Source organism: Adhaeribacter radiodurans (assembly GCF_014075995.1).
GTDB classification, from domain to species: domain Bacteria; phylum Bacteroidota; class Bacteroidia; order Cytophagales; family Hymenobacteraceae; genus Adhaeribacter; species Adhaeribacter radiodurans.
Map to the genome: position 1 here is coordinate 4,635,997 of NZ_CP055153.1, position 26,965 is coordinate 4,662,961.

Below are 26,965 nucleotides of genomic sequence, written 5' to 3' on the forward strand. Positions count from 1 at the left end.
CTTATTTATTCATTATTTTTTAAATAATCTCTTCTTAAATATGGTATTATAAAAAGTTTTTTTTAATTTATACCAAGAAAACAATTCTTTATAATTCAGTTAAATTTTTCCCCTTTTCATTTACAAGCTAGTAGTTAATAATAATTTTATAAAGCTTTAAGAAGATTTGTTTTATCTAATAATAGCTCTTATTAAATCTAATAGCTCTTATTAAATCAAAAATGAGGTATTAGTATCAAAATCCATAACCTTCATCCGGAGATATATGACTTAACTTATTTAAATATACATGAAAAATTGGTTACTCCTGTTTCTGCTCACAAGTGGTAGCGTTTACTATTCCTTCGGTCAGGCAATTAATACTACTTCTGATAAAAACCAGAAAATAATTGCCGAGATAAAACGATTAATGGATTATGAACTAAAGTTAGTACTCCACCAGGATACAACCGCTATGGAACAATTTTATCCAGATGACATGGTGGTAACCAATCCTTTTAACCAGTTCATTGATAAACGCAAGGTAATGGAACGGGTAAAGTCCGATATTATTAAGTACACGTCTTATGAAAAAAAGGTCGACTACTTTCACGTAGAAGGTGAGAATACCGTAGTGGTAATAGGAAGTGAAGTGGTAGTACCCACAACTGATGCCAACCGGACAGATGCAGGTAAAATCGTTAACCGTCGGTTTACCGAAGTTTGGATGAAGCGGGGTAAGGACTGGAAGAAGGTAGTGCGGCACGCAAATAATATTATTAATTAAGAATAGCTGCCATTTAAATTTAACTACCAGCTAATGCTGCGGGTGTTAACTTTTTTAATTTTTACCCTGACCTTTAAACCCGGTTTATAACTCTTCAATTCATGATTAAGTAGACTCCCGCCTTTTTCAGTCCATTGTTTTTAATCCGTGCTTTTAAATCAATCAGCAACAGCCTTATACTTATGTGTTGTGCTTGTAAAGTTCTTCTCCTTTTGCTGGTGGTGTATACCCCGGGCTGGGCATACACCGTTGCTGACTCAATGGTGCAGATAGACCACTTACCAATAGAAGGAAAATTACTGGATAAGGGCTGGAAGTATATGCCCGGCGACAACCCAGAATGGGCCAATCCTGTATGGAACGATCAAAATTGGCAAACTATTGATCCCACGCAAGATATTCACGATTTACCTGTTCTCTGGAAGAATAATATTGGCTGGTTTAGGCTCCGGTTTACCCTGGATAGTGCCTTATTTAAAGAATCATTGGCTTTATTGGTAGAGCAAACAGGTGCATCCGAAATTTACCTGAATGGGAGGCTAATCGGAAAGTATGGTAAAATAAGTTTTCAGCCGGAACAAGTGCAAGCAGTTCACCCTCCCGTTGGTGAATTTATTTCACTACACCCTATTGGAGAACACCCACAAGTTTTAGCTGTGCGTTTTTCCTTGCAGAAAGACATTCCCTATGTAGTATTTGCTGGGAGGTATAACCGGGCGGTTGCGTTAAGGTTATTGGCAATTGAAGGTGTAACTCAAATAATTAGAGGTAATACTGATCTTTTGGATTATAGCTTTTTAGATTATGTTAAATCTAGTATATTCTTCATTTTAGCCTTATTGCACCTAGTTTTATTCTATTTTTCGCCCCAGAGGAAAGCTAATCTCTATTTTTTTATTTATTCTTCACTAAATGCGCTAAATTATTTACTTTCCGGTACTATCTTTCATTACGTGCAGTTGGCCACCACCAGAATGCACCTGCTAATTTTTATATTCCTACTTTTTACTTCTAGTTGTTATTTTTTTCTGCTAGCTACCTACTCCATTTTTAAGCAAAGAAAAAACCTTATTTTCTGGCTACTTTCTACTGCATTCTGCCTCACCCTGCCCATGTTTTTATGGTTTTACAAAACAGGATGGTTATTTGGTTTGATGCTTTTTCCTATTCTAACTTTCCTGGAGTCAGCCCGCATCACTTTTATGGCGGACCGGAAAAAATTTAGTGGAATTCGGATGGTAAACTATGGTGCCATTGCCTTTCTGGTTCTGTACCCACTTGCTTTAGCTTTTATTTTCGGTTTATTGCCAGCAGGTCCCAATGGAGTCCTCGGCCATTTAACTTTTAATTTAGCTGTATTGGGTCTGCCGGTTAGCCTTTCTATTTATCTGGCTACTGAAGCTTCCTTTACTAGCCGATCATTAGAGGCGAAGCTAGTGGAAGTACAAGAACTTTCCGAAAAAACCATCCGGCAAGAACAGGAAAGGCAGCAATTGCAAGAAATGAATAAATTTAAATCCCGCTTCTTCGCTAACATATCCCACGAGTTTCGCACACCACTATCTTTAATCCGGGGTGTAGTAGAAAAACTTAGAAAAAAGGATAATTCTGATTTAGAAAAGCAAGCCGATTACCAGATCATCGACCGTAATGCCGACCTACTGTTGCAAATGGTAAATCAGATGCTGGACCTCTCCCGACTGGAGGAAGGAAAACTAACCCTGCACCCACAGCCAGGAAATTTAAGTAATTTGCTGAAGGTATTAGGTGGCTCCTATGCTTCGCTGTTCGAAAGCAAAGGAATCACTTACCGGTATACTGTTCCTTTGCAGCCGATTTGGGTGCATATGGATACCCAAAAGCTGGAACAAATAATAAACAACTTACTCTCTAACGCTGCTAAGTTTACCCCGACTAAAGGAGAAGTAAGCTTTACGGCCACCGTGCAAATGGCAGAAGAGCAAATCTGCATACTACATATAAAAGTGCAGGATACCGGCATTGGCGTTCCTGCTGCCCAACTGCCCCGCATCTTTGATCGCTTTTACCAGGCCGATAGCTCGACTACCCGCCAGTACGAAGGCACCGGCATCGGGCTGGCCTTAGCCAAAGAACTCGTAGAACTGCACAGCGGTAAAATAGTAGCCGAAAGCACGGAAGGCAAAGGCAGCACCTTTTCGGTCCAGCTTCCTTTTACTCTGGCCGAAACAGAACAAGCCGAACAGCAATCTGAGTCAGCAACTCTTACTGCTGTTATAAGGACAAACGGTAAATCAACAGCAGAAGAATTTGACAAAAAAGTAAATCATAGCCAAAATATTCTGATAGTGGAAGACAATGCTGATTTAAGACATTTCATCGCTGAACTTTTGTCGGATAAGTATAGAATACAACAAGCCGAAAATGGCTTAGCAGGTTACCGGATTGCTCTGGAAACAATACCGGATTTAATTATTAGCGACCTGATGATGCCGGAACTGGATGGGGTAAGCCTATGTCGGAAATTGAAAGAAGATGAACGCACCAGCCACATTCCAATTATCCTGCTTACCGCCAAAGCCGACGTTCAAAGTAAAATAAGCGGTTTAGAAACAGGTGCAGATGATTACCTCACTAAACCATTTAGTGCGGAGGAACTACTTTTGCGGGTAAAAAATTTAATCCAGCAGCGCCAAAAAATGCGCGAAAAGTTCAGCCGCTCTTTCTCGGTGCAACCAACTGAGGTGAATATTACTTCAGCCGACGAACGATTTTTACAAAAAGTCACCACAATTATGGAGAAAAACCTAGGCAATGCCGATTTTGATATAGATGCCTTTAGCCGGGAAGTAGGCATGAGTCGGGCCCAACTAAACCGAAAACTAAATGCCCTTGTGGATCAGTCGCCGAAAGAGTTTATTCGTTTGGTTCGGTTAAAGCGGGCGGCTCACTTGTTAAAACAAAACCAGGGAAATATAGGCGAAGTAGCCTTCCAGGTAGGATTCAGTAATCCAAACTACTTCACAAAATGCTTCCGCGACTTATACGGGGTAGCCCCTTCGGAATATCAGCAATCAGTGGATACTACCAGACAAGACAAGTCTTAAAAATTAGTAATTTTTTCCCCTCAAGCAAGAATTTCTATTAGTTATTTATGCCCCCTATCAGCAAAAATGCACCATTCTTCTACAAAATCTTGCATCAGAAAAATCAAAATTGATTCTAGTATAATTGAACAATGAAAAAGCGTCTTGGTTCTTAAATATAAAAGTAATTTCTAAAATAAATCCTGAAAATTCACTTTGAAACACTTCTAACTTGTTCATATTCTGTATATTTAAATAAATCAGAATGTAGATTTAACGACTATGCTCTTACGTGATTTTTTACCAAGCCCAGCAGTGAGAGAGTTTGTTCAATGTTACCGGATCGTGCATTTAGAGTTTGCCCAATCTGATAAAATTCCCTTAAAGGCTTATCCTCCCAAACCTGAACAGTGTCTGCACTTTTTTTTGCGTGACTTTTTTGCTATTCAAAAACCTGATGAGGGAAAAAGCAGCCAGCCAGCAATAATGTTGGCCGGACAAAGAACATCTCTTGTTGAGCAAACTACCGGAAACAACTTTATTAATGTGCAAGTGGTATTTCAACCTACGGCTACTTACCGGCTAACAGGTATACCTGCTTATGAATTGACTAACCAACACCTAGATGCTACCAGTATTTTTCATAAAAATATAAATACTACCTTTGAGCAATTACAGCAGGCAAAAAACTACACAGAGTTACTTACTATTATAGAAAGCTTTTGTCAAGGTTTAATTCTTAACGCTAAAAAAGATAATCTTCCCTTGGATGCTATCAGCCGGCAAATGATTCAAAAGGATGGCAATATTTCGGTGGATTGGCTGGCTAAAGAATCCTGTTTATGTACCAAGCAGTTCAAACGAAAATTTCTGGAAAGAACAGGGGTTAATCCCAAAACATACTCCAGAATTATCCGCTTTAATCAGGCCTTTAATTTTAAAAATAGGTTCCCTCAAAAAGATTGGTTAAGTATAGCTATTGCCTGTGGATATTACGATTACCAGCATCTAGTAAAAGATTATAAAGAATTTACCGGATTGGCACCTAACGAATTCCATCTCCTGGAAAGCAAGTCGCCGGAAAGTATTCTGGGACTTGCAGATAGTTTATATCGGGACCGTATTAAGCCTATCATTTAATTTGTAAAAAGTCCTTTTTTTACCACTAGCCCGCCTGAGTACATTTTAATTTTGCTTTGATAGCAATTAGCAAAAAGGTATTTATCATTTCACTTTAATTTTTCCACAATGGCGACTACGGCTTTTCCTTCACCTTCTAACACAACCTATATTCTAGTGCATGGAGCTTGGTACGGTGGTTGGTGCTGGTACAAGGTAGCTCCTCTTCTGGAAGCCAAAGGCTCCCGGGTCATAGCAATTGATTTGCCCGGTTATGGGCAGGATACAACACCTGCCGCCAACGTTACTTTAAATGATTATGTTAAGAAAGTAGAAGAAGCAGCCAATTCCGTAACGGGTAAGGTGGTGCTGGTAGGCCATTCCATGGGAGGAGCCATCATTTCGCAGGTTAGTGAAGTATTAGGCCCGGAAAAAGTAAAAAAACTCGTATACCTCGACGCTTTTTTATTAAAAAATGGAGAATCTATTTTTTCGCAGGTTGAAAAAATAAATGAGGCAAGTAAGGCCTTCTCTGATTCTAAAATTGAACATCCGGCATCGGAGTATCTTATTTTTTCTGATGACCAAAAAACCTGCTTGATAAATCCTCTAATGATGGAGCAGGTTTTCTGCCACGATAGTCCCGCGGATGATATTGTTTTAGCCAAAACTAATCTGCGTTGGCAACCTATGGCTGGCCTGGCCACCCCCATAACCGTTTCTGATAGTTGTTATGGAATTATTCCTAAGATTTATATTCGTTGCACGGAGTCCAAAGATTTAGACCGAAGAAGTATTGTGCAAAATATGCCTTGTCAAAAAGTTATTGAGATTCCCAGTAGTCATTCGCCATTTTTTTCAATGCCGGAAAAGTTGGCCGAGATTTTAGTCCAATTATCTTGAGTTTCCAGGTGACTCTCAAATCCCGGTACATAAATTATACTAATAGTCCAAGTTATTTAAGTTGACTAACTGTAGCATATAATCTTTAGGGTGGAAACAAATAACATTTTTCATTAAAAAGAAAGTAATCATGGAAGTAATTGAAAAAGGTATAGAGTTAAAAATTGAAACAAAGAACGAGCTAAAAAATAGAGCGAAGCATTGGATTGGTGGGGATTGGTTAGATTCTGAAAAACACGAAGAAAGCATTAACCCCGCTACCGGAGAACTAATTGGTTGGTATGCCGATGGTGGTCAGAAAGAAGCTGAAATAGCCATTAATGCCGCATTAAAAACTTTCCGGGAAACTACCTGGAAGGAAGATCATGCCTGGCGCGCTAAAGTTCTGCTGGCTATGGCAGATAAAATAGAAGCAAAAAGTAAAGACTTGATCCAGATTTTAGGTTTGGAAAGTGGTAAAATAGTGGCAGAAGCAAGCATGGAAGTATTTGCCGCGCCCGCTTTTCTGCGTTACTGGGCCGGTAAAACTTTTACCGCTGGTCGTGCCGGCGAAGCAAGACCCGGCAGCTTTTCTTTTACCATTCGAGAAGCAGTCGGCGTGGCAGGTATTATCGTTCCTTTTAACGCTCCCGTGGCACTGACTATGCGAGCCCTGGCTCCAGCTCTGGCGGCCGGTACTACTACGGTGGTAAAGTTACCGGGTGTAACCGCCCAAACGAATGAACTACTTTGTAAAATTATCTCAGAAACCCCAGGTTTACCTAAAGGCGCCATTAATGTAATTACCGAGAGTGGCAGTGAAGCGGCCAGTTCCCTGGTGCAATCTGCGAACGTTCCGGTTATTAGTTTTACTGGTAGTACCCAAACTGGCCGGGCCATTGTAGCGGCAGGTGCCGCCCACTTGAAACGTTTTAGCTTGGAACTAGGTGGTAAAACCCCGATGATTGTTTTTAAGGATGCCGATTTGATGACCGCGATTTTTACAATGGAAAAAGCCATTACAATTTTTAGCGGCCAGTTTTGCATGACCGGTAGTAGAATACTAGTACAAAGAGAAGTTGCGGACTCTATCCGGCAAGGATTGGCCGAGCGGCTGAGCAAAGTAAAAATAGGTACTCCTTCCGATCCTTCCAGCGAAATGGGTACCATGCGGGATAAAGCAAATGTGCAGCGGGTAAATCAGATGGTAGAAGAGGCCCTTGCAGCTGGAGCTAAAGCAATTGTTCGGGGCGGCCCTATTACCGACGGGCAATTGGCTAAAGGTGCTTTCTATCGCCCGACCTTGCTGGAAGTAACTGACCCAGAATTACCCATCGTGCAGCAAGAAGTATTTGGACCAGTGGCTACTTTACAGGTTTTTGATACCGAAGCCGAAGCAATTGCCTTAGCAAACAACAGTGAATACGGCCTGGCAGCCAGCATCTGGACCCGCGATATAGACCGGCCCTGGCGAGTTGCGAAAGCCATACAAGCCGGTACTATTTGGATTAATACCTTCGCCCAGGTTTTTCCTCAGTTTGAAGAAGGAGGTTATAAGCAAAGTGGAATGGGCCGTTTAAATGGAGAGACAGCATTAGATGATTTTCTGGAATACAAGCACATCTCTTTTAATCCAGGTGTTCCAGGTTCAATGTAATTAAAAAAAGATAATAACTTTTTCACAAAATTGATAGAACTATACCTTTCTTAAGACTTTATTAGTCTAAAAAAGCTTTACTAATAGATCACTGCTTGTACATTGATTTTTCAAAACGAGTAGTAACCATTGAATACTTCCCTAATCCGCTAGTAATATACTCCTCCTTTTAATTATAGTATTTACCTAGAATACTACTCAGGAGAATAAACTTTAAGTATTTGCCTTCCCCATCTACTGCTCGGCAGGGTTATATGTCATTCTATTACCCATTCACCAGCAAAATTGAATCATTCTTCTATAAAATCCAATCATGCTTTAAAAACAGAGATTTCTGAGTTAAAACTTCTACCTCATGACTTGGGCATAAGCTTACCTTAGGGGCAGCCTTCCGGCAGGTGTTGGTCAGTTACTAAAAGTATGATGTTATGAAACGGACAATTAAAAATTATTTTTTCACTCTCCTTAGGAGCAGCAGTGCTTACCGGAGCCAAGGCATCCTCTTTTTCTGGGTTACGCTGCTTAGCTTATTTTTTAGGAGTGAAGTGTACGCCCAAGGTACCTTAAAAGGATATATCCGGGATTCAAATGGGAAAGGATTAGCTTATGTGAGTACTGGTTTACTAAACGCGCCTGATTCTAAATTAGTGAAAGGTACCTTAACGAATGAGGAAGGTGCTTATGAGTTTTTAGAAGTACCTAGTGGCCAATACGTAATAACCGCCAATATGGTGGGTTACGCCTCCGGTACTTCTGCTACCTTTAAAGTAGACCAAGGTTTAACCACTATACCCATCTTAACGCTAAACTCCATTGCTATAAACTTAAAAGAGGTAGCGGTTACCACCAAACGGCCTTTTGTGGAACAGAAAATAGACCGGATGGTGGTAAACGTTGCCAACAGCATTATCAGCAGTGGCAGCACCGCTTTGGAAGTACTGGAAAAAGCCCCTGGTATAACCGTGGATCGCCAGAACGACAATTTGCAGCTCCGGGGCAAAGAAGGGGTTATTGTGCAGATTGATGGCCGGCAGACGTATTTGGCCATGGCCGAAGTGGTGGCGCTGTTACGTACCATGCCCAGCGATAACATCGACCGGATTGAATTAATTACCAATCCTTCTGCTAAATACGATGCCGCTGGTAACTCCGGTATTATTGATATTCGGTTAAAAAAGAATACCGATGTTGGAACCAACGGCTCCGTTTCTCTAGGGGCAGGTTCCGGGCGTTATGACCGGGAGCAAGGCAGCGTGCAACTAAACCATCGCACGCCTAAACTGAACCTCTTTGGTAACTATAGTGCTAACCGGGGTGGTGGTTACGCAGATTTTGACCTACAACGAATTCAGAAGGACGGGTTACAACGTAATATTATTAAAGAGGACTCCTACATAAAATTTAAAAACCGGGGACAAAATGCTAAAGCCGGCTTGGATTATACCATTAGTAAGAATACCATCATTGGGCTAATTTGGACTGGATTATGGAGTTATAATCATGAAGAAAGTCCTGCAAAAGTTTCTTTTCGGCGACAAGAAAATGAGCCATACTACTTACAAACATTAACCGATAAAACCATTTCTAATGTCTCGTCAAACCAATCGGCTAATCTGAACCTACAGCACACCTTCGGAGAAGAAGGTGGACAATTAACCGCTGATTTTGATTTAGGCCATTTCGTTCGGGACTACACTAACTCGTTAAATACTGAAACGCTAATTACAGAAAGTTCCATATCGGAACCCAGTGGCTTGTACACCCAAATGCCTACTGCTATTGATATCCATACTTTTAAAGTAGATTATAATCGTTCCTTCGGTAGCAAATGGAAAGTAGAGGCCGGTATTAAAGGCAGTTCTGTTCGTTCTGACAATGACTTAACCTTGTATAGCGGAGAAGCCGGCAACTTTCATCTTGACTCTACTTTATCCAACCATTTTCGCTATACTGAACGAATTAAGGCCGCTTACGCCAGCATATCCGGCAAACTCGCGGCCAACACCGACATACAAGTGGGACTACGTACGGAGCAAACACATTCGGAAGGTAATTCTATTACTCTGAAGAATGTGGTAAAAAGGGACTACCTGGATTTTTTTCCCAGCGTTTTTCTTTCCCGAACACTCTCCGCTAAACATACCCTTACTCTATCGTACAGTTACCGCATCGATCGGCCTAACTACCAGAACCTGAACCCGGGTCGGTCGTATCTGAACCCATACGCGTACAGCCGGGGCAATGCGTTTCTTCAGCCCCAGTATACCAATTCGCTGGAGCTTAAACATGGTTTTGATAATAAAGTATTTACCTCCCTGGGCGCCAGTTATATCCATGACCTAGTTGTATATATTTTGCAGCCCGTAAGCGGAACTACCATGGAACGGGTTCCGGAAAACATTGGTAAATCGCAGGCTTATAATCTTACTCTTAGTTTACCAATAACGGTTAGGAAGGGATGGACCCTGCAAACTACCCTGATGGCCCTATATAGCCAGTTTCAGTACACTTACCTGGATATGCCATTGCAAGTGAAGCAAATATCCGGAAGAATTAATGGCTCCAATGCCATTACCCTAGGTAATGGTTGGACGGCGGAAGTTACGGGTTGGATAAATACTCCCGCCGTTGATGCCCTTTTTCGCTATCCTTGGCTAGGGTCAGTGGATGCCGGGCTACAAAAAGGTTTTGGTTCAAAATGGAAAGCAAAACTGAGTGTACAGGACCTGTTGCACACCAATCAGATACTCGGAAAACTTAGGACGGACAATTATTCACAGGATTTTCAAATCAGGCTAGATACCCGCGTGGCCATGCTGAACCTGACCTATGCTTTTGGTAACCAACAGCTCAAAGAGAGTCGCCGGCGCAAGACCAGCGCCGAAGAAGAAATGCATCGCACAAACTGATATTATCAGCAACTAGCTAAGCTCTGGCAGTTTCTCCTTATTTCATTCTCTGGTACCAGTAAAATCATACTCTGTAATTTATGTTTCACCTAAAACTTCAGCATTATGAAAAATTATCTTTACTCTGTATTCAGGATTGCCAGCTTATTTTTTCTAATTCTTTCCCTTTCTCACCTAGCTTCTTTTGGGCAAGGTTTAGGGCATAAAATGGAGGCCCGGCTACAAGCCGCTCTTGATAAAATTCAAAACGACAAGGCTAAGCCTTTTGTGGGTGGTATGTCGGTAGCGGTAAAAGTCGAGAACCTGGCTAAATGGCAAGGAGCTTTGGGCTACGCGGCGCGCAATATTGATAAAGATAACAACCTGCTGCCGGGAGGTACGGCTTTTAAACCAGGTACCCTGTCACAAATCTATAGCGTTACTAAAACTTTCACCGCTCCTTTAGTTTTAGAGTTAGTAAAGGAAGGAGTATTTAAATTAGAGGACCCCATCAGTAAATATCTGCCCTTTGGTCAAATTAATCCCCGATTGAATAGTAAGGTAACCATTCACCAACTGCTGGCTCATGAAAGTGGCTATTCCGACTATGCTGTAGAACAACAACTGCAAATCAGCGTAGCCGCCCAACCCGGCAGAACCTGGACAGCATTGGAAGCTATTGCTTTTACCAATCAGATTTTTGCTCCGGGAACCGAACGTCGCTACTCCAGTACCAACTACATTGTGCTGGGCGCTTTAGTAGAAGTTATTACTAAAAAACCGGTAGAACAACATTATAGAGACCGTTTTTTCAAACCTTTAAACTTAGAATCCATGTACCTGGGAGTAAGAGAGCCCTTGGGCAATCGCGGGGAGTTAGCGGCTCCTCATGATAATCTTAGTCCATTTAACCCGGTATTTGCGCAAACTGGTCAGCCCTTATTCCCGAATGCCTACACTAATATTTTCCGTTTTCCCATGACCGCCATTGTATCCCTTGCTTTTACTGGCGGAGGTATAGTATCGAATGCGGCTGACCTGGCCGAGTGGGGTTCGGCCCTCTTTACCGGCCGGGCTACCAGTAAGGAAACTTTAAATTTAATGCTGAACTCCTTTTCTCCCACCCCCGATATGAATGGTAATTACCTGGGCTACGGCATAAAGCAAATTCCGCGTATCAGCGATAAAGAAATGTTCCTGGGCCACAACGGCGATGCGGTAGGTTACCGCTCTATTCTGGTGCATCAACCGGAACGAAAAATAACCTTGGCCGTACTGGCTAACTTTGCCGCCGCCGATCCTTACGCTATAGCAAAAGCCGTTTACCAGGCATTGGCTCCTAAATTAGAATCTTTTTCCCCGAAGCAAGGCCTACCCGGCAAAACCATTAACATTAAAGGCGAAGGTTTAAGCATTACCACCTCTGTTCTTTTTAACGGTAAAAAAGCCGATTTTAAAATAATAAATGAAAGTACAATTAAAGCCGTGGTGCCGGCAAATGCCAGTTCGGGTCAGATAACGGTTGTAACTGCTGGCGGCACCGTTTTAAGTAATCGCTCTTTTACCGTACAGCAACCTCAGATTACCACTTTTATTCCTGATCATGGCGAAGTTGGTTCTAGTGTATTTTTGGTAGGTAATCATTTAACAAAAGTTAAAGAAGTTTATTTTAACGGAGTAAAAGCAGCTAAAGTCCGGAGTTATTTTGATTTTTTAGTAATGGCGGAAGTACCCAAAGGTGCCACTACCGGTAAAATTAAAGTAGTACTTACTGGTGGCGGTAAAGCAACCAGTAGTTCTGACTTTCGGGTAACCCAATCTACTCCAGTAATAATAGCGAATCAAAAATCATTAATTTCAGAAAAGCAGCCAACTTCAGCCTTAGTAACCATTCCAAGTCCGGACCAGCCATTGGTGAGTTTTCCCAATCCATTCAAAGAGAAAATTACTTTTAACTTTTCTTTACCTGTTTCCCAAAACATACAGGTAAAAGTATTTAACAGCCAAGGCAAAGAAGTAGCCTTCATTTACCAGGGTACAGCCCAAGCTAATCAGAAGTACCAACTACAATGGAAACCTGGTTCGCAGGATTTACCCGGCTTGTATTTCATGCAATTACAAACGGACAACCAGGTTAAACAGCAGAAAATAATTTTTACCCGCTAACAGAATTTATTTTTCGCAAAAGTCAGGTTATCTGGCTTTTGTGGAAATTATCTTATATATTATACTATTTTTTATAAGTAAAAGTAAATTTTATTTGCTATGGTAAAATATAAAGTAGCAATACTCACCTTACTAAGTTTTATAATTACTTCTGAAACAATAGCGCAATCGGTTCGGCCGCTTACCGTAGCCGTTCTGGCGAATGCTACTGCCTTACCCACGCGCAGCAAAGAAATTTTTACCAATCTGCATCCGGGTTTGGTGGTAGGCACGTCTTTCCGGTATAACCATAGCACTCAAAATCAACTTTCTCAAACGGTAAAACTAGGCTACCTCTATCACCGGTTCGTGCACCATGCCGTGCAGTTGTATTCAGAATTCGAGTATAAGAGAAGGCTTAAGCAAAGATTTAACTTAGCCACTGGCATAGGAGTTGGGTATGTTCATCTTTTCTCGGCTACGCAAGTTTTTAAAAGAAACGACCAGGGACAATACGAAAAAAAACCAAACTGGGGAAGGCCGCAGGTAATGGGATCTTTTGCACTGGGGCTAGGCTACCAGCTTAACCCAAACGAGGAAAAGCCTATTGAAATATTTGTCCGCTACCAGTTTTTAGTACAGGCTCCTTTTGTAAGGCAGTACGTACCGGTTCTGCCCAACACCGCATTGCACATGGGTTTGAGTTACCCGCTCTTTAAAAGAAATAAATAAGAAAAGGATTACGCGTAGAGACTATGTTGAAAAATACACTTACTATACTTTTCATTACTTCTTTCTTTTTACTGGGGAGTTGTCAGGAACCGGTAATAGAACCCACCCAAGTTTGTACCGTTCCTCCTTCAACGGTAAATCACCCGAAAGCCGCCCTATTTCAAGGGGTAATAGATAAATATGTTCAGGCGGGTTTACCGGGTATTGCCGTGCTTGTCCGGGATGGAAACGGTACCTGGGTAGGCAGCGGCGGCAAAGCTGATATTCAAAAAAATATTCCCCTCTTGCCTTGCCATGTATCTAAAACCGCCAGTCTTACCAAAATATTTATTGCGGCCCTTGCCTTAAAACTGGTGGAAGAAGGCGTATTGCAATTAGATGAAAAAATAACAAAATGGATACCGGAAGGAATTACTTCTAATATTAAAAACGCCGATGTAGTTACGTTACGCCAGTTACTAAACCATACCAGCGGCATTTACGATTTTAGTAATAATGATAATTTTTATCTGGCTTTACTAAATTACCCGACTAAAAAATGGAAACAAGAAGAACTGCTGGAATTTAGCTATAACCAGGATCCGGTTTTTGCGGCGGGCACTTCGTCGGGTTATTCGAATACCAGTACTGTACTGGCCACTATGGTAATAGAAGCAGCTACCAAGCGCAACCATGCAGCCTTGCTCCGCGAAAAAATTTTAAACCAATTAGGTCTTTCCGATTCGTATTATTACTGGCAGGAAGCCCTCCCTAGTCACGGGGTAGCTCAGGGTTATTTTGATTTGTACAATAACAATACCCTGGTAAATGTAAGCAGTTATAATACCGGCACTGGCAATGGTTTAAATGGCTTATACAGCACCGTGTACGATTTACAAAAATTTATTGATGCCTTGCTGCGGAACAAGACCCTACTCAGCCAAAGCTCAATTAACACCATGCTAACTTTCGATGATTTAATTGAAAACCGGAAGTACCTGGGCTTAGGCTTGTTTAAAGATTACATAGACGGCAATTTTAAAGAAAATGAATTTGGGTATGGCCACCGGGGCCGCGACTTAGGCTACAGCGCCGATATGTTTTATTTCCCAAATCAGGATATAACGGTTACGCTGCTGGTCAACTACGGCACCAATGCTAAAAGTAATTTACAATATACTTTCACCAATTTCAGGTACGACATCGCTGATGTAGCCATTCATTAAAATTTATATTTCTCATTTAAAGCTTATCTACTTACTAGTTACCGGATTGAAGCCAGAAAAAAGTAAATACCAGATAAAAATTTGATAAAATAATTTATTGTTAAACTGCCTACCAGAGCCTAAAATGAGGAAACATCTTTATCTACTCGCACAATTACTTATTGCTTTTTTATTTGCAGGATGTGCCTCTAAAGAAATATTCTATTTCTCTAAAAACACCGGCAGCTTTGGCCCATACCAGAAAGTACAAAAAACAACCAATCTCCAGGATAGCGTTGCTGTTCAATCTCAACCATCCGAGGCAGGGCTAAGCCCAGATGATTCACCTGTTCTTACTGCATCGGCCACTAGTCCGGAGCCAGCAACTTTACCTAAACCCAAATCCGTTGCTTTTAGCTCCGGCTTAAAGGAACAGAAAAGCGCCGCGCAGCCGAATAAGTACGTATTAAAAAATAAAAATTTACTAAAATTTAAAAATAAGAAGCAATTACTGAAACCTGAAACTAACAAGAAGGTTCAAGCCTCTGCGATGATTGGTTTTATTTTAGGCCTAATGGCTGTGATTACAATTTTTGCTGGCTCTCTTCTAGCTTTTGCATTTGGTTTGGTGGGGGCCATATTTGGTATTATTGGCCTGAGTACCATTAAGAAGAACTCAGAAAAATTTCGAGGCAGAGGATTTGCGTGGGTGGGTATAGGCGTAGGTATATTAATTCCACTATTTATAATTGGTTATATATTAGCCTTTGCGGGAGCTTTTAGCAGTTGAGATCAACCTAAAGAAAATTACCCAAATAATTAAAACTAGCTAATATAAATGCTGCTTTCTTAGTTATCTAATCAGTTTTTATTTCAAAATCCTTTTGTCTGGTAACAAAAAGTACAGAAGACCTTTCTTCCTTTCTTCAGGAGCGTAAATGATAGGCTAGACTGTAAGGGGCCATTCCGTAGTGTATGGCAATAGTAATTCCGAAAAATGAAACATCTTTGGGGGATGAAGAACAATGGCAACCACTTAAAATCTTTTTGGATCAAAATTTTGAATATTCATCTCCTTTTTCCTGAATCATTATAAAGTTCAATTTAGGGCAGATAGGTAAACCTCCTATATTCACTTATACTAAATAGTATAAACCCCATGCTTTAAAAGTTGAGTAAAAGGTTTTTCAGTGGAGCCTTTTCAAGTCTCCAGATGGTGGTGCTATCTAGTTTGACATGGCTGAGTTTGCCTCGTGGCCGGCGGGCCTCGTTTAGCTGTTTCGGGCGGTTTAGCGAACCTTGGCTCGTTGCACTGCGCCATGCTGCTTTGCAGCACCGGAACGCTAAAAGGCCCTCAACAGCCAAACTGGTATTTCTTGCGAGTGGCAGCTGATATTACTACTTATTAACTCCTCCAATTACTTTAAAAATATTGCAAGCTCCCCTCCTATTTTAAGAGGGGCAGGGGTGGTAAAAAATAGCAACTTAATTTAACTCATCAGCTTACAGAGAATTAGTAATCTGTACATTGTAAATATAAAAAGTAAGTAAAGACAAGAAAGACTTTGGCTATTGGCAACTGACACCAGTTTGGCTGTGGAGCACCTGCTAGGGTTCCGGTGCTGAAAGCATTCCGCCGACGGAGTCGAGGAAAGGAAGGCTAGCGAGTGCGGAAGAGCCAAACGAGGCCCGCCGGCCACGAGGCAAACTTAGGCTGTTCAAATAAGATGGAACCTGTACATGGAGGCTGGAACAGGCTCCAAAGAAAAAGCAAACGCCGTTAAGTATTTCAAAGAATTTAAGCCCATACTTTACCTTAACTCTTTGTGGAATAATGTTTTTACGGTTAGGTATTATCTGACTGGTATAATTTCTTAAGCTTTAGCTAAAACGTTTTAGCTAACCCAGGCGCTAAATTAATTATAACCAAAATCATTGTTTTAAAATTGTTATAGTGTTAAATTAAAGTTACTAACTCTTGCCTTTCAGTATTTTATTTCCCTTAACAACAAACGCGATGTCGAAAAACTTACTAAAAGTATGGTTGTTGCTGGCCTTTTTTACGCAAGCGAACATGGATGGCCTGGCACAATCAGGAATAACGGTTGCAGGCATGGTCACGGATGCTAAAAATCAGGAACCATTATCGGGTGTGAGCATATTTGTGAAAGGTAAAGTGATTGGCACTGTAACAGATAAGGAGGGCCGCTTTTCGCTTACTACCACTACCAATCCGCCCTTTATCCTAGGAATCTCTTATATAGGTTACCAAGCGCAGGAACTTACTATTAACGGCAGTCGCTCGGATATTACTATGGCCCTGGTAGAACAAGCTATTCTGGGCCAGGAAGTTGTAGTAACGGCTTCGAGGGTAGAAGAAAGTATTCTTAAATCGCCGGTAAGTATCGAGAAAATGGATTTACTGGCTATACGGGAAACTCCGGCGGCTAATTTTTATGATGGATTGCAAAATTTAAAAACCGTGGATATGGCAACCGGCAGCCTGGGCTTTAAAATTATTAATACGCGTGGTTTTATGAGTACCAATAATCCGCGCTTTGTACAATATATTGACGGAATGGATAACCAGGCGCCTGGCCTGAATATACCGATTGGCAATATGGTGGGCCTCTCTGACCTGGATGTGCAGGGTGTTGAAATTGTGCCAGGGGCTGCTTCGGCACTCTATGGCCCTAATGCATTTAACGGGGTTCTTTCTATGACCAGCAAAAGCCCTTTTGAATTTCAAGGCCTCAGCGCTATGGGACGAATAGGGATAAACCACGTTAATGACCCAACCGTTTCGGCGCACCCATTATACGAGGGAATGGTACGTTACGCGAAAGCCTTTAATAACCGCTTTGCCTTTAAAGTAAATATGGCTTATTCTAAAGCCCTGGATTGGTACGCCAATAGTACCGAAAACGTTGATTTGTTTACCCGCGCTTCTTTGGGCAACAACCGGGAAGATAATCCGGCCTATAATGCTTTAAACGTATACGGCGACGAGGCAGTAACCAGTTTGCCTATTGGATTTGGCGGAGCCCCCGTACGGGTAGCCCGGACCGGCTACGACGAAAAAGACATGGTTGATTACGATACCTATAGTATAAAAGGCGATTTGGCCTTAAATTATCGCTTAACCGAAGGAATTGAGGCCATCTATCAATATAAGTTTGGGCAAGGAACCGCTGTTTACCAAGGAGGCAACCGTTATTCCATTAATGATTTTACCCTACAGCAGCACAAAGTAGAGTTAAAAGGGGCCAACTTTTTCTTACGGACTTATGCTACCCTCGAAGATGCCGGTAATACGTACGACTCCCGTTTTCTGGCCTTAAATTTAAACCGTACCTGGAAAAGCGATCAGCAATGGTTTCAGGAATACGCAGGTGCTTACCAGGGTGCTGCGGCTTCCTTGGGTTTTGCTCCTGGTAGCCACTCCGAAGCGCGCCGCTTTGCCGATCAGGGCCGCCTGTTACCCGGGAACCCTGAATTTGACCGAGAAAAAGATCGGATTGCTACTACTTCTGATTTTCGGAAAGGTGCCCTTTTTATCGACCATACCAAATTGTATCACACCGAAGGCCAGTACGATCTGAGTAAATGGACGCATAAAATTGTTGATGTACAAATTGGGGGTAATTACCGGCTCTACGACCTGGATTCAGAAGGAACTGTATTTAGTGATACCACCGGCAATGATATAACCATCTACGAATTTGGCGGCTATCTGCAAGCTATTAAAGGTTTATTCGGCGATAGGTTAAGAATTACTGGCTCCCTGCGCTACGATAAAAATGAAAATTTTAAAGGTAGAGTAACTCCTCGTGCAGCGGCGGTATTAACTTTAGCCGAGAATCATAACCTCCGAGCTTCTTACCAAACCGGCTTTCGGAACCCAACTACGCAGGATCAGTTTATATTCCTGAACGCGGGCCAGGCCATTCTGGTAGGGGGCGTGCCTAATGCCAGCCAGGGATTAAATTTGTATGGCCCGGAATCGAATGCGTTTACTTTGGCTTCGGTGCAGGCTTTTGGAGCAAAAGTTTCGGCGGATGTAGCGGGTGGCACCTCTTCTTCCCGGGCGGTGCTACAAAATGCCGGATTGTTGCAACCAGCTAACGTGGGTTACGTGAAACCAGAGCAGATTCGGGCTTACGAAATTGGTTATAAAGGCTTAACCGCCAATAAGTCGTTGCTGTTTGATGTAAACTATTATTACAGTAATTATCAGAATTTCATTTTAACTTCTACCATTATTCAGCCTCAGAATGATGTTAGAACCAATGTACAAGCAGCTGCTTTTGATATCGCAACCAGTCGGTTCCAACCCTACCAGTTATACACCAATGCCCGCCACCAAGTATCTGCCCAGGGGGCTAGTCTGGGTTTAACATACTCTTTTCCAAAAGGCTATACGCTAAGTGGTAATACCAGCTGGAACAAGCTGGATTTAGGTGATACCCGCGAATCCGACGAAACGCCGGGTTTTAATACCCCCGAATGGAAATTTAATGTATCAGTTGCTAACCGTAATTTTTATAAAAATGCCGGCTTCAGTATAGCCTATCGCTGGTCAGATGCTTACGTGTGGCAATCCACTTTTATTGCCGGAATTAACGATGCCCGTATTCCTTCCTTCGGCACCCTGGATGCCCAGATAAATTACAAGATGACCCGCATTAAATCGATCCTAAAAATTGGCGGTTCTAACATCTTAAATAACTATTACCGCCAGGTATATGGCGGACCGGAAGTAGGGGCAGTTTACTACGTATCTCTCACCTTCGACGAATTACTGAAGTAATTAAGGCCTGGAAAATATCTCCTTGATAATAAGTTTATTCTTAATAAAAGCGAATAATCAAATGAAATTTATAAAGTTACTTTTGCCCGCTCTAGTTCTAATCAGTAGCTTTTACTCTTGTACTTACACGCCACCCGAACCCGCTGAAGACCCGACTAATCCACGTACTCCACCCACAGCAGGCAGCGCCGATTTTAGTAAATACGTGGCAGTTGGAAACTCTCTTACGGCTGGTTTTATGGATAATGCCCTTTACCAGGAAGGGCAACAAAATGCTTACCCGGTTTTATTGGCCGACCGGATGAAACTGGTTAATAACAATGCCGCCTTTAACTTTCCGGCTTATGGTGCTGCAGGTGGCGCCGGTTTTGGCGGTAGTTTTGTGCCCGGCACAGCTACTCCGGTAGGTCGTTTACAGTTTTTACTACCAGATTGTGCCTCTAATTCTGCCTTAACCAAAACGTTAGGACTTACTCCTGCTCCTACCATTCCCGGCGAAAGTTTAGCTCCTTATCCGGGTAATAAAGCTGAAATAAACAATTTTGGAGTACCAGGTGCTAAAAGTTTTCATGCCTTAGTAAATGGGTACGGAGCCAATCCAACGCAGGGTAATCCTTTTTACTGGCGTTTTGCCTCCTCCGAAACAGCCAGTTTAATTGGAGATGCTACGGCGGCTAAAGGCACCTTTTTTACCTATTGGCTCGGCAGCAACGATGTACTTTCCTATGCTACTTCCGGCGGCAGCGGCAATCCTGATCCAGGAATAAATCCCCTTACTTACAGCAGTAACGACTTAACGGACTCGCGGGTGTTTGCCTATGTCTTGAAAACCTCTTTGGATGCTTTACTTGGCACGGGTGATAACACCAAAGGAGCAATTGCTACTATTCCGGATGTGGTAAAAATTCCTTATTTTGGATTAGTTAAAGCCGGACTTATTTCGGCCGGAGCAATTCCCTTTAATTTGTCGGCCGCACAAGCCGCCGCCTTAAATGCTGGTTATGCTCGCTTAGGCTCGGCCGCAGCCGGAGTAAACTTTAAGGTAGGAAAAGTAAATTACCCAGTTATTACAACTGCCAGCGGCTTAAGGCACTTAGATCCGGCGAAAGACTTTTTAACCTTGGTAATTCCGCAGGATTCTTTACTGGTAGGTCCCATTAATGCCTGCAATACCGCACAACGCGGTGGTTGGGGAATTCTGGAACCGATACCCGCCCAATTTGTTCTGGACCAATCAGAAGCTGAAATAGTAACCAACCGGGTGAAAGAATTTAATGATGTAATCCGCCAGGAAGTGGCTGGGCGCAATAATCGTTTAGCCTTAGTAGATATGAATGCATTTTTAGCAAATTTAGATGCTTCGCAAAATACGCTGGCTCCACCCGCCGGTTATTTCTCTCTGGATGGCGTACATCCCAACCCTCGGGGGCAGGCCGTAATTGCCAATGAATTTATTAAATCAATTAATGCAACCTTTAACTCTACTCTACCCTTAGTAAACGTCAAAAACTACCGGCTAAATACCTTACCAACTCAATAGAGAAAACGCATACCTGGGTTGGATGAATTAAAATCCGGCCCTATCTTTTTAGTATAATCTTGAATGCATAAAGAAGTGGGCATTTGCTGGTACTTATATCAAATTGTATCAAAAAGCTATGATAGATTTTGCTTGCTAATAAGCGTTTTCTTTGGAGCCTGTTCCAGCCTCCAGGCTGCGGTGCTAACTTGTTTGAACCGGCTAAGTTTGCCTCGTGGCCGGCGGGCCTCGTTTGGCTCTTCCGCACTCGCTAGCCTTCCTTTCCTCGACTCCGTCGGCGGAATGCCTCCGGCACCGGAAGCCTAGCAGGTGCTCCACAGCCAAACTGGTGTTAGTCGCAAGTAGCCAAAGTCTTTCTTGTTTTTACTGACTTTTTCAATTAACAATGTAGTGATTACTAATTTTCTGTAAGCTGATGAGTTAAATTAAGTTACTATTTATACCACCCCTACCCCTCCTAAAATCGGAGGGGAGCTTGCAGAACTTTATAAAATAACTGGAGGAGTTAATAAGTAGTAGTAATATCAGCAGCTACTCGCAACTGACACCAGTTTGGCTGTGGAGGGCCTTTTAGCGTTCCGGTGCTGCAAAGCAGCATGGCGCAACGCAGTGAGCCAAGGTTCGCTAAACCGCCCGAAACAGCCAAACGAGGCCCGCCGGCCATGAGGCAAACTTAGGCTTCTCAAATAAGTTAGCACCGCAGCATGGAGGCTGAAACAGGCTCCAAAGAACAACATCAAAGTCTACTATAGCAATTACTTCTTACTATACAGTATTATTTTATTAAAAATGAAATTTTAAAAAATTACTACTGAATTGCTTCAAATACCGGTTACTTACAAATTACCTTTCTTCATTTCTTCTGCGGCGTGGTTCACGGCCCGGGCGGTAAGGGCCATATACAAAATAGACGGACTCTGGTTACCAGTGCTCGTCATACAGGCACCATCCGTCACGAAAACATTCTGGCAATGGTGTAGTTGGTTGTGTTTATTCAGTAACGATGTTTTGGGATCGTGGCCCATGCGGATGCCGCCCATTTCGTGAATGTCCAGGCCGGGCGCTTGTTTGCTGTCGTGTTGTTGAATATTAATGCAACCGGCTTTTTCCATCATAGCCGTACTTTGCGCCAGAAAATCTTTAATCATTTTCTCGTCGTTATCGTCGTAGGCTACCGAGGTAACCAGTAATGGAATGCCCCATTGGTCTTTTTCGGTTTTGCTTAAGCGCACGTGGTTACTTTCTTTCGGAATGGTTTCGCCTTGCATGTACATGTACACGCGCCACCCGCCGGGTATTGATAAAGCTTCTTTGTAATCGGCCCCAATTTCATCGGTTAAGCCAACTGTATTGCCGCGGGTACGATGCGCGCCCATAAAAGTGGTAAAACCACCCACGTAATCGGTATCTTGTTTATGCAAGTTGCGGTAATTGGCAATAATAGGCTCCGTAGGATTACGACCGAAATAGTATTTATCTTCGAAACCCGGAATTTCGGCGTGAACATTGGCGCGGTAATTATGAAAAGCCACGAATTTGCCCATTAAGCCGTTATCGTTGCCTAAACCGTTCGGGAAACGCTTGGAGGTAGAGTTTAACAAAATCAAATTGCTGTTCAGCGCCGAGGCATTCACGAAAATAATGCGGGCAAAATAATCGGTGGTAGCTTTGGTTTGCGCATCTATCACTCTTACCCCAATGGCTTTGCTTTTCTGCTCGTCGTACAAAACAGAATGCACCACCGAAAACGGGCGTACTGTTAAATTACCGGTACGGGCAGCCCAGGGCAAGGTAGCCGAAACGGAGCTGAAATACGCGCCGTACGGACAGCCGCGCATGCATAAATTGCGGGCCTGGCATTTTCCCCGTCCTAATTTTAAATGCGTTTCGGTGGGTTTGGTTATATGGGCCCAACGAGCTTGCACCAAATGGCGGTCGGGGAAATAATTTTTAATAGTTTTTTGCACGTGCGCTTCCACGCAGTTCAAATCAAAAGGCGGTAGAAACTCCCCGTCGGGCATGGCTTCAATCCCATCCTTATTACCGCACACGCCGGCAAATTTCTCGACGTGCGAGTACCAGGTAGCTACGTCTTCGTAGCGGATAGGCCAATCCAGGCCGTAGCCGTAGCGGGACGGGGCGGTAAATTCAAAATTACTCCAGCGTTGGCAGGCCCGCCCCCAGGTTAAGGATTTACCACCCACCTGGTAACCTCTAATCCAATCGAACGGCTTTTCCTGCACATACGGGTGGTCTTTGTCTTTAATAAAAAAATGGGCGGTATCTTCGCCGTAGCCGGCAGCTTTACTAATAAGTGGGTTATCTTTCAGAAATTGCCGGGTCATGTTGCCCCGGTGCGGAAACTCCCACAAGTCTTTCGTAGCAGTAGGGTAATCTTTGTTATGTTCTACGTTACGGCCGCGTTCCAGCACCAACGTTTTTAAGCCTTTATCGCACAATTCCTTCGCGGCCCAACCGCCGCTAATACCCGACCCAATAACAATAGCATCGTACGTATTCTGCGCGACTCCTTTCGTATTAATATTTGCTGCCTGAACTGCCATGTTAATTTAAATGGTAAAAATTATAAAAGTTTTGTTTAACTGCCCCCTCCAAAACTCTCCCGAAAACCCTTAGAAAAAGTACAGTTAAAGTAGATGCAGCAGGTAATTTAAGTTATTTTCAGCAATCCTGGTAAATAGAAGCCGGTAAAATAATTTTTAATTTACTAAATGCGTGGCGTAGGCTTAAACAATATATTTCTAATAAAATGTCAGCGAATACCTACTGTAGCTCGCTTAACTTTTACTAAATTGAAGAAGCAAGAAATGCTTTGCTGGTGAAATAGTATTTATAGCAGGTAAACATTCTAAATATAGCTAATAATAGCTACTCCGTTCATAGTGCCAATAGCTGGATTGAGTTCCGGTTGTCGGTTGTATTTGGGTGGATATATGGAATAAGGATGTAAAATAGAATGCAGATAAGCATAGTTACTCCGATTGGCTGGTAGTTGTGCGTCATTAGGTAAAGTAGACTCACTAAATATAAATTAGAAGATTTAAGAACAAAATTAATGGCAACAGTTAATACCTATTTATATTTTAATGGGAATTGTGAAAAAGCATTTGATTTTTATAAATCTGTTTTTAACAAAGAATTCAAATTCATTGGACGTTACAAAGATGTACCTGAAGTTGCAAGACAGAATTTTCCGCATTGCAAAGATGAACATATTATGCATATAGGACTACCTATTAGTAATGAGACAATTTTAATGGGAGCCGACATTATTGATGTCAAAGAACAAGAAAATAGTGCAGCTAGATACTTCTCGCTCTATGTTAATACTGAAAGTAAAGAAGAAGCTGATAGGTTGTTTCATTCGTTCTCAAAAGAAGGCAAAGTAAAACTTCCTATTTCTGAGCAATTTTGGGGTTCCTATTATGGAATTTGTTTGGATAAATTTGGCATTAACTGGAAAATTAGTTTCAGTTTACAAACTACTTAAATAAAATCGAACGCACAACAACGCCTATAAGGCAGCTTCGCCACCTCATAGCCACGTCCCGTTAACAGCCAATAATCACGAGCACTTAAAATAAAGGTAATTGGAGCAGTTTTATTAAGCGATCATAACTTTTTATTCATCACGAGATAGAACTATGACGAAAAGTAAATTACTGCGGATGGACTGTAAGTACCCCAAAAAATCGGACAGTTTGAAAGGAGACAGAAAATGGATACTTTAAAACTGAAAAGATGAAAAAGACAAGGATTACCGAGAGTCAGATTATCAAAGCACTGCAGGAAAATGAGTCGGGTCGGAAGACAGAAGACATTTGCCGGGAATTAGAAGTTAGCCGGTCTACCTTTTACCGGTGGAAGAGCCAATACGGCGGCATGGAAGCTTCGGATGTAAAGCGGCTCAAAGAGTTAGAAGAGGAGAATGCCCGATTAAAGAAAATGTATGCTGATTTAAGCTTGGATCACTCTATCCTGAAGGAGGTCATCACAAAAAAAGGTTGGGGCTCTGGCAGCAAAAGCAGTTGACTGCAGAAATCATCTCGGACTACGACTTACCCGTTGTCAGGGCCTGCCACTTAACTGGTCTGACCCGTTCTCAATTTTATTACAAGAGCTGTAAAGATGATTCCGAAGTGATTACCGCCTTGCAGGAGTTAGCTGCTGCTCATCCAGCTTATGGTTTTCGGAAGCTGTTAGCTTATCTGAAAAGAGCCGGTCAGCCGTGGAATCACAAACGGGTATACCGGATCTATAAACTGTTAAAGTTCAACAAAAAGAGAAAAGGAAAACGTAGGCTACCAACCCGAGTAAAGCAACCATTGCTGCAGCCGGTAGAGATTAACAGTAGCTGGAGCATGGATTTTATGAGTGATAGCTTAGCATCAGGTAATAAGTTTCGGACCTTGAATGTGCTAGATGATTGTAACCGGGAAGCACTGGTCATTGAGATAGCAACTTCAATTGCCGCCAAAAGAGTGATTCGCACTCTGGAGCAGCTGATTGACTGGCGCGGTAAGCCAACGGCCATCCGGGTAGATAATGGCCCGGAGTTTACTAGTGTTGATTTTACGAACTGGTGTAAAGAAAAAGAAATTAACATCCATTATATTCAGCCGGGTAAACCCATGCAGAATGGCTTTATCGAACGCTTTAACGGCAGTTATCGCCGGGAAATATTAGATGCTTATCTGTTTTTTGAACTGGCGGAAGTCCGGCAACTGACAGAAAATTGGCTAGAAGAATATAATACCCGTAGGCCGCATGAAGCTTTAGGAAATCTGACCCCAAGGGAATGGCTCTTGAAAAAAGAAGTGGAAATATGGAAAACTTATCCCTGAACTCAAAATCAGCCCACCAAGTTTACCACATTACCACTTCCTAGTAATAGTAATAATAATGAGAATGGTCTCATTCAAACTGTCCCAAAAATGGGGTACTTACAGGACAACGTCGGCATGGTGGTGGAATCCTTGGATGAGGTTATTTCTTTCTTCACCGAAATAGGCCTGAAACTCGAAGGAAAAGCTATAATCGAAGGAGAATGGGCCGGACGCGTTACTGGCTTGGGTTCACAGCAGGTTGAGATCGCGATGATGGTTACGCCCGATGGCCACAGCCGGCTCGAGATCTCGCGATTTCTCACCCCGCCCGTTGTTGCCGATCACCGGATGGCCCCGGTAAATGCTCTCGGCTACCTACGCGTCATGTTCGCCGTTGACAACCTGGACGAGTTGCTCCCTCGTCTCTACCAGCAGGGCGCTAAGCTCGTGGGCGAAGTGGTTCAGTACGAGGACTCCTACCGACTTTGCTACATCCGCGGCCCCGAAGGACTGCTCATTGGGCTTGCAGAACCACTTGGCCCTAAATGAAACGCAAATTTTTAATAAAATCTCCTAACTAAGGAAGTTTTGCTTTTAATATCATGGGCCGTAGCTGTCGCCAACATCGTTTTTGTGCCCTAACAGCAGAACGTTCTTAATCTTACCCATTAAAATTTACTTTATTTACCGTAAAGGTTGGCGTTTCACTGTAGCACAAATCTGTAAAATGTTACCTGCGCATTAAAACCATCCACTTTAACAGACCAAGCCATTTAAACTATAAAACCTATCCAAATGACACCAGAAATTATCCTTACCACCCCCGACTGTGAAATTGTAAGTTCTAGGGTTGTAAACGCCTCCAGAGATTTGGTTTTTACCGCCTGGACGGACTCAAACCATTTAAAAAATTGGTGGGGACCCGCCGGATTTACGAATACTTTTAACGAGTTTGACTTACGCCCCGGTGGAAAATGGAGTTTTATTATGCACGGTCCCGAAAAAGGAAATTACCCGAATGAATGTGAGTTTATAAAAATAGAAAAACCATCGCTTATAGCCTGGAACCGCTCTTCTAAACCCATTTTTCAGGTGGTAGCCACCTTTGAAGCGGTAGCGGATAACCAAACAAAAATTGTATTTAAACAAATTTTTAACTCAGCAAACGAATGCAACAAAATAAAACCGTATGTAATAGATAAAAACGAAGAAAACTTTGACCGGCTCGAAAACGAGTTAGTACAAATGGCTTCTTCCAGCTAAAGTTACCCTATTCATCCGCCCATATTCCAGCACCTTCCAGCCTCACATCTCTCAGCCAATTCATTAT

At 42.4% G+C, this 26,965-nt stretch carries 19 protein-coding genes; 17 read left to right on the top strand and 2 right to left on the bottom strand.

Features of this window, described 5'->3' with window-relative positions; genetic code table 11:
* Positions 1 to 289: 289 nt before the first annotated feature.
* From HUW48_RS18510 to HUW48_RS18570, 13 genes are all read left to right on the top strand, one after another.
* On the top strand, positions 290 to 766 hold the full coding sequence (locus HUW48_RS18510) for a nuclear transport factor 2 family protein (RefSeq protein WP_182412350.1): 477 nt from the start codon (positions 290 to 292) through the stop codon (positions 764 to 766).
* A 182-nt stretch (positions 767 to 948) separates the two neighbouring features.
* Positions 949 to 3,852 (top strand): ATP-binding protein, encoded by a 2,904-nt coding sequence (locus HUW48_RS18515; RefSeq protein WP_182412351.1) that lies wholly within the window; start codon positions 949 to 951, stop codon positions 3,850 to 3,852.
* Between the two features lie 261 nt (positions 3,853 to 4,113).
* Positions 4,114 to 4,971: a helix-turn-helix domain-containing protein gene (locus tag HUW48_RS18520; RefSeq protein ID WP_317173713.1), complete on the top strand. Its 858-nt coding sequence runs from the start codon at positions 4,114 to 4,116 to the stop codon at positions 4,969 to 4,971.
* A 108-nt stretch (positions 4,972 to 5,079) separates the two neighbouring features.
* The gene (locus HUW48_RS18525) at positions 5,080 to 5,853 is read left to right on the top strand and encodes an alpha/beta fold hydrolase (protein ID WP_182412353.1); all 774 of its coding nucleotides are present in this window, start codon (positions 5,080 to 5,082) and stop codon (positions 5,851 to 5,853) included.
* A 130-nt stretch (positions 5,854 to 5,983) separates the two neighbouring features.
* A complete protein-coding gene (locus tag HUW48_RS18530) occupies positions 5,984 to 7,489 on the top strand; it encodes an aldehyde dehydrogenase family protein (protein ID WP_182412354.1) in 1,506 nt (501 codons plus the stop codon).
* Positions 7,490 to 7,917: 428 nt separating this feature from the next.
* A complete protein-coding gene (locus HUW48_RS18535; protein WP_182412355.1) occupies positions 7,918 to 10,398 on the top strand; it encodes a TonB-dependent receptor in 2,481 nt (826 codons plus the stop codon).
* A gap of 105 nt (positions 10,399 to 10,503) precedes the next feature.
* A complete protein-coding gene (locus tag HUW48_RS18540) occupies positions 10,504 to 12,543 on the top strand; it encodes a serine hydrolase (RefSeq protein ID WP_182412356.1) in 2,040 nt (679 codons plus the stop codon).
* Between the two features lie 99 nt (positions 12,544 to 12,642).
* Positions 12,643 to 13,254 carry a hypothetical protein gene (locus HUW48_RS18545; protein ID WP_182412357.1) on the top strand — a complete coding sequence of 204 codons (612 nt, stop codon included), beginning with the start codon at positions 12,643 to 12,645 and terminating at the stop codon, positions 13,252 to 13,254.
* A 23-nt stretch (positions 13,255 to 13,277) separates the two neighbouring features.
* On the top strand, positions 13,278 to 14,459 hold the full coding sequence (locus tag HUW48_RS18550; RefSeq protein WP_182412358.1) for a serine hydrolase domain-containing protein: 1,182 nt from the start codon (positions 13,278 to 13,280) through the stop codon (positions 14,457 to 14,459).
* 124 nt (positions 14,460 to 14,583) lie between these two features.
* Positions 14,584 to 15,228 (top strand): DUF4190 domain-containing protein, encoded by a 645-nt coding sequence (locus HUW48_RS18555; protein WP_182412359.1) that lies wholly within the window; start codon positions 14,584 to 14,586, stop codon positions 15,226 to 15,228.
* Between the two features lie 463 nt (positions 15,229 to 15,691).
* On the top strand, positions 15,692 to 15,847 hold the full coding sequence (locus HUW48_RS18560) for a hypothetical protein (RefSeq protein WP_182412360.1): 156 nt from the start codon (positions 15,692 to 15,694) through the stop codon (positions 15,845 to 15,847).
* Positions 15,848 to 16,455: 608 nt separating this feature from the next.
* Positions 16,456 to 19,248: a TonB-dependent receptor gene (locus HUW48_RS18565; protein ID WP_182412361.1), complete on the top strand. Its 2,793-nt coding sequence runs from the start codon at positions 16,456 to 16,458 to the stop codon at positions 19,246 to 19,248.
* Positions 19,249 to 19,309: 61 nt separating this feature from the next.
* The gene (locus HUW48_RS18570; protein ID WP_182412362.1) at positions 19,310 to 20,788 is read left to right on the top strand and encodes an SGNH/GDSL hydrolase family protein; all 1,479 of its coding nucleotides are present in this window, start codon (positions 19,310 to 19,312) and stop codon (positions 20,786 to 20,788) included.
* A gap of 505 nt (positions 20,789 to 21,293) precedes the next feature.
* Here HUW48_RS18570 and HUW48_RS18575 read toward each other — a convergent pair.
* Both HUW48_RS18575 and HUW48_RS18580 read right to left on the bottom strand, forming a co-directional pair.
* Positions 21,294 to 21,452, bottom strand: coding sequence for a hypothetical protein (locus HUW48_RS18575; protein WP_182412363.1), 159 nt, complete (start codon positions 21,450 to 21,452; stop codon positions 21,294 to 21,296).
* A gap of 172 nt (positions 21,453 to 21,624) precedes the next feature.
* Positions 21,625 to 23,352 carry a GMC oxidoreductase gene (locus tag HUW48_RS18580; protein WP_182412364.1) on the bottom strand — a complete coding sequence of 576 codons (1,728 nt, stop codon included), beginning with the start codon at positions 23,350 to 23,352 and terminating at the stop codon, positions 21,625 to 21,627.
* 512 nt (positions 23,353 to 23,864) lie between these two features.
* Between HUW48_RS18580 and HUW48_RS18585 the strand changes: the two genes are divergently transcribed.
* The 4 genes from HUW48_RS18585 (at position 23,865) to HUW48_RS18600 (ending at position 26,898) form a co-directional block, all read left to right on the top strand.
* A complete protein-coding gene (locus HUW48_RS18585; RefSeq protein WP_182412365.1) occupies positions 23,865 to 24,299 on the top strand; it encodes a VOC family protein in 435 nt (144 codons plus the stop codon).
* A gap of 251 nt (positions 24,300 to 24,550) precedes the next feature.
* Positions 24,551 to 25,653 (top strand): IS3 family transposase gene (locus HUW48_RS18590; RefSeq protein ID WP_220463948.1). Its coding sequence is split into 2 segments (ribosomal slippage): positions 24,551 to 24,812 and positions 24,812 to 25,653, totalling 1,104 coding nucleotides; the frame shifts between segments, so codons are not numbered across the junction.
* A gap of 90 nt (positions 25,654 to 25,743) precedes the next feature.
* The gene (locus tag HUW48_RS18595) at positions 25,744 to 26,184 is read left to right on the top strand and encodes a VOC family protein (RefSeq protein WP_182412366.1); all 441 of its coding nucleotides are present in this window, start codon (positions 25,744 to 25,746) and stop codon (positions 26,182 to 26,184) included.
* Positions 26,185 to 26,430: 246 nt separating this feature from the next.
* Positions 26,431 to 26,898 carry an SRPBCC family protein gene (locus HUW48_RS18600; protein ID WP_182412367.1) on the top strand — a complete coding sequence of 156 codons (468 nt, stop codon included), beginning with the start codon at positions 26,431 to 26,433 and terminating at the stop codon, positions 26,896 to 26,898.
* Positions 26,899 to 26,965 lie beyond the last annotated feature (67 nt).

Bases quoted from the DNA above. Each gene is read 5' to 3' on its own strand.
- HUW48_RS18570 (WP_182412362.1), top strand. From the start codon at position 19,310: ATGAAATTTATAAAGTTACTTTTGCCCGCTCTAGTTCTAATCAGTAGC.
- HUW48_RS18585 (WP_182412365.1), top strand. From the start codon at position 23,865: ATGGCAACAGTTAATACCTATTTATATTTTAATGGGAATTGTGAAAAA.
- HUW48_RS18555 (WP_182412359.1), top strand. From the start codon at position 14,584: ATGAGGAAACATCTTTATCTACTCGCACAATTACTTATTGCTTTTTTA.
- HUW48_RS18515 (WP_182412351.1), top strand. From the start codon at position 949: ATGTGTTGTGCTTGTAAAGTTCTTCTCCTTTTGCTGGTGGTGTATACC.
- HUW48_RS18550 (WP_182412358.1), top strand. From the start codon at position 13,278: ATGTTGAAAAATACACTTACTATACTTTTCATTACTTCTTTCTTTTTA.
- HUW48_RS18595 (WP_182412366.1), top strand. From the start codon at position 25,744: ATGGGGTACTTACAGGACAACGTCGGCATGGTGGTGGAATCCTTGGAT.
- HUW48_RS18545 (WP_182412357.1), top strand. From the start codon at position 12,643: ATGGTAAAATATAAAGTAGCAATACTCACCTTACTAAGTTTTATAATT.
- HUW48_RS18525 (WP_182412353.1), top strand. From the start codon at position 5,080: ATGGCGACTACGGCTTTTCCTTCACCTTCTAACACAACCTATATTCTA.
- HUW48_RS18575 (WP_182412363.1), bottom strand. From the start codon at position 21,452: ATGGCCGGCGGGCCTCGTTTGGCTGTTTCGGGCGGTTTAGCGAACCTT.
- HUW48_RS18540 (WP_182412356.1), top strand. From the start codon at position 10,504: ATGAAAAATTATCTTTACTCTGTATTCAGGATTGCCAGCTTATTTTTT.
- HUW48_RS18520 (WP_317173713.1), top strand. From the start codon at position 4,114: ATGCTCTTACGTGATTTTTTACCAAGCCCAGCAGTGAGAGAGTTTGTT.
- HUW48_RS18565 (WP_182412361.1), top strand. From the start codon at position 16,456: ATGTCGAAAAACTTACTAAAAGTATGGTTGTTGCTGGCCTTTTTTACG.
- HUW48_RS18510 (WP_182412350.1), top strand. From the start codon at position 290: ATGAAAAATTGGTTACTCCTGTTTCTGCTCACAAGTGGTAGCGTTTAC.
- HUW48_RS18600 (WP_182412367.1), top strand. From the start codon at position 26,431: ATGACACCAGAAATTATCCTTACCACCCCCGACTGTGAAATTGTAAGT.
- HUW48_RS18535 (WP_182412355.1), top strand. From the start codon at position 7,918: ATGAAACGGACAATTAAAAATTATTTTTTCACTCTCCTTAGGAGCAGC.
- HUW48_RS18580 (WP_182412364.1), bottom strand. From the start codon at position 23,352: ATGGCAGTTCAGGCAGCAAATATTAATACGAAAGGAGTCGCGCAGAAT.
- HUW48_RS18530 (WP_182412354.1), top strand. From the start codon at position 5,984: ATGGAAGTAATTGAAAAAGGTATAGAGTTAAAAATTGAAACAAAGAAC.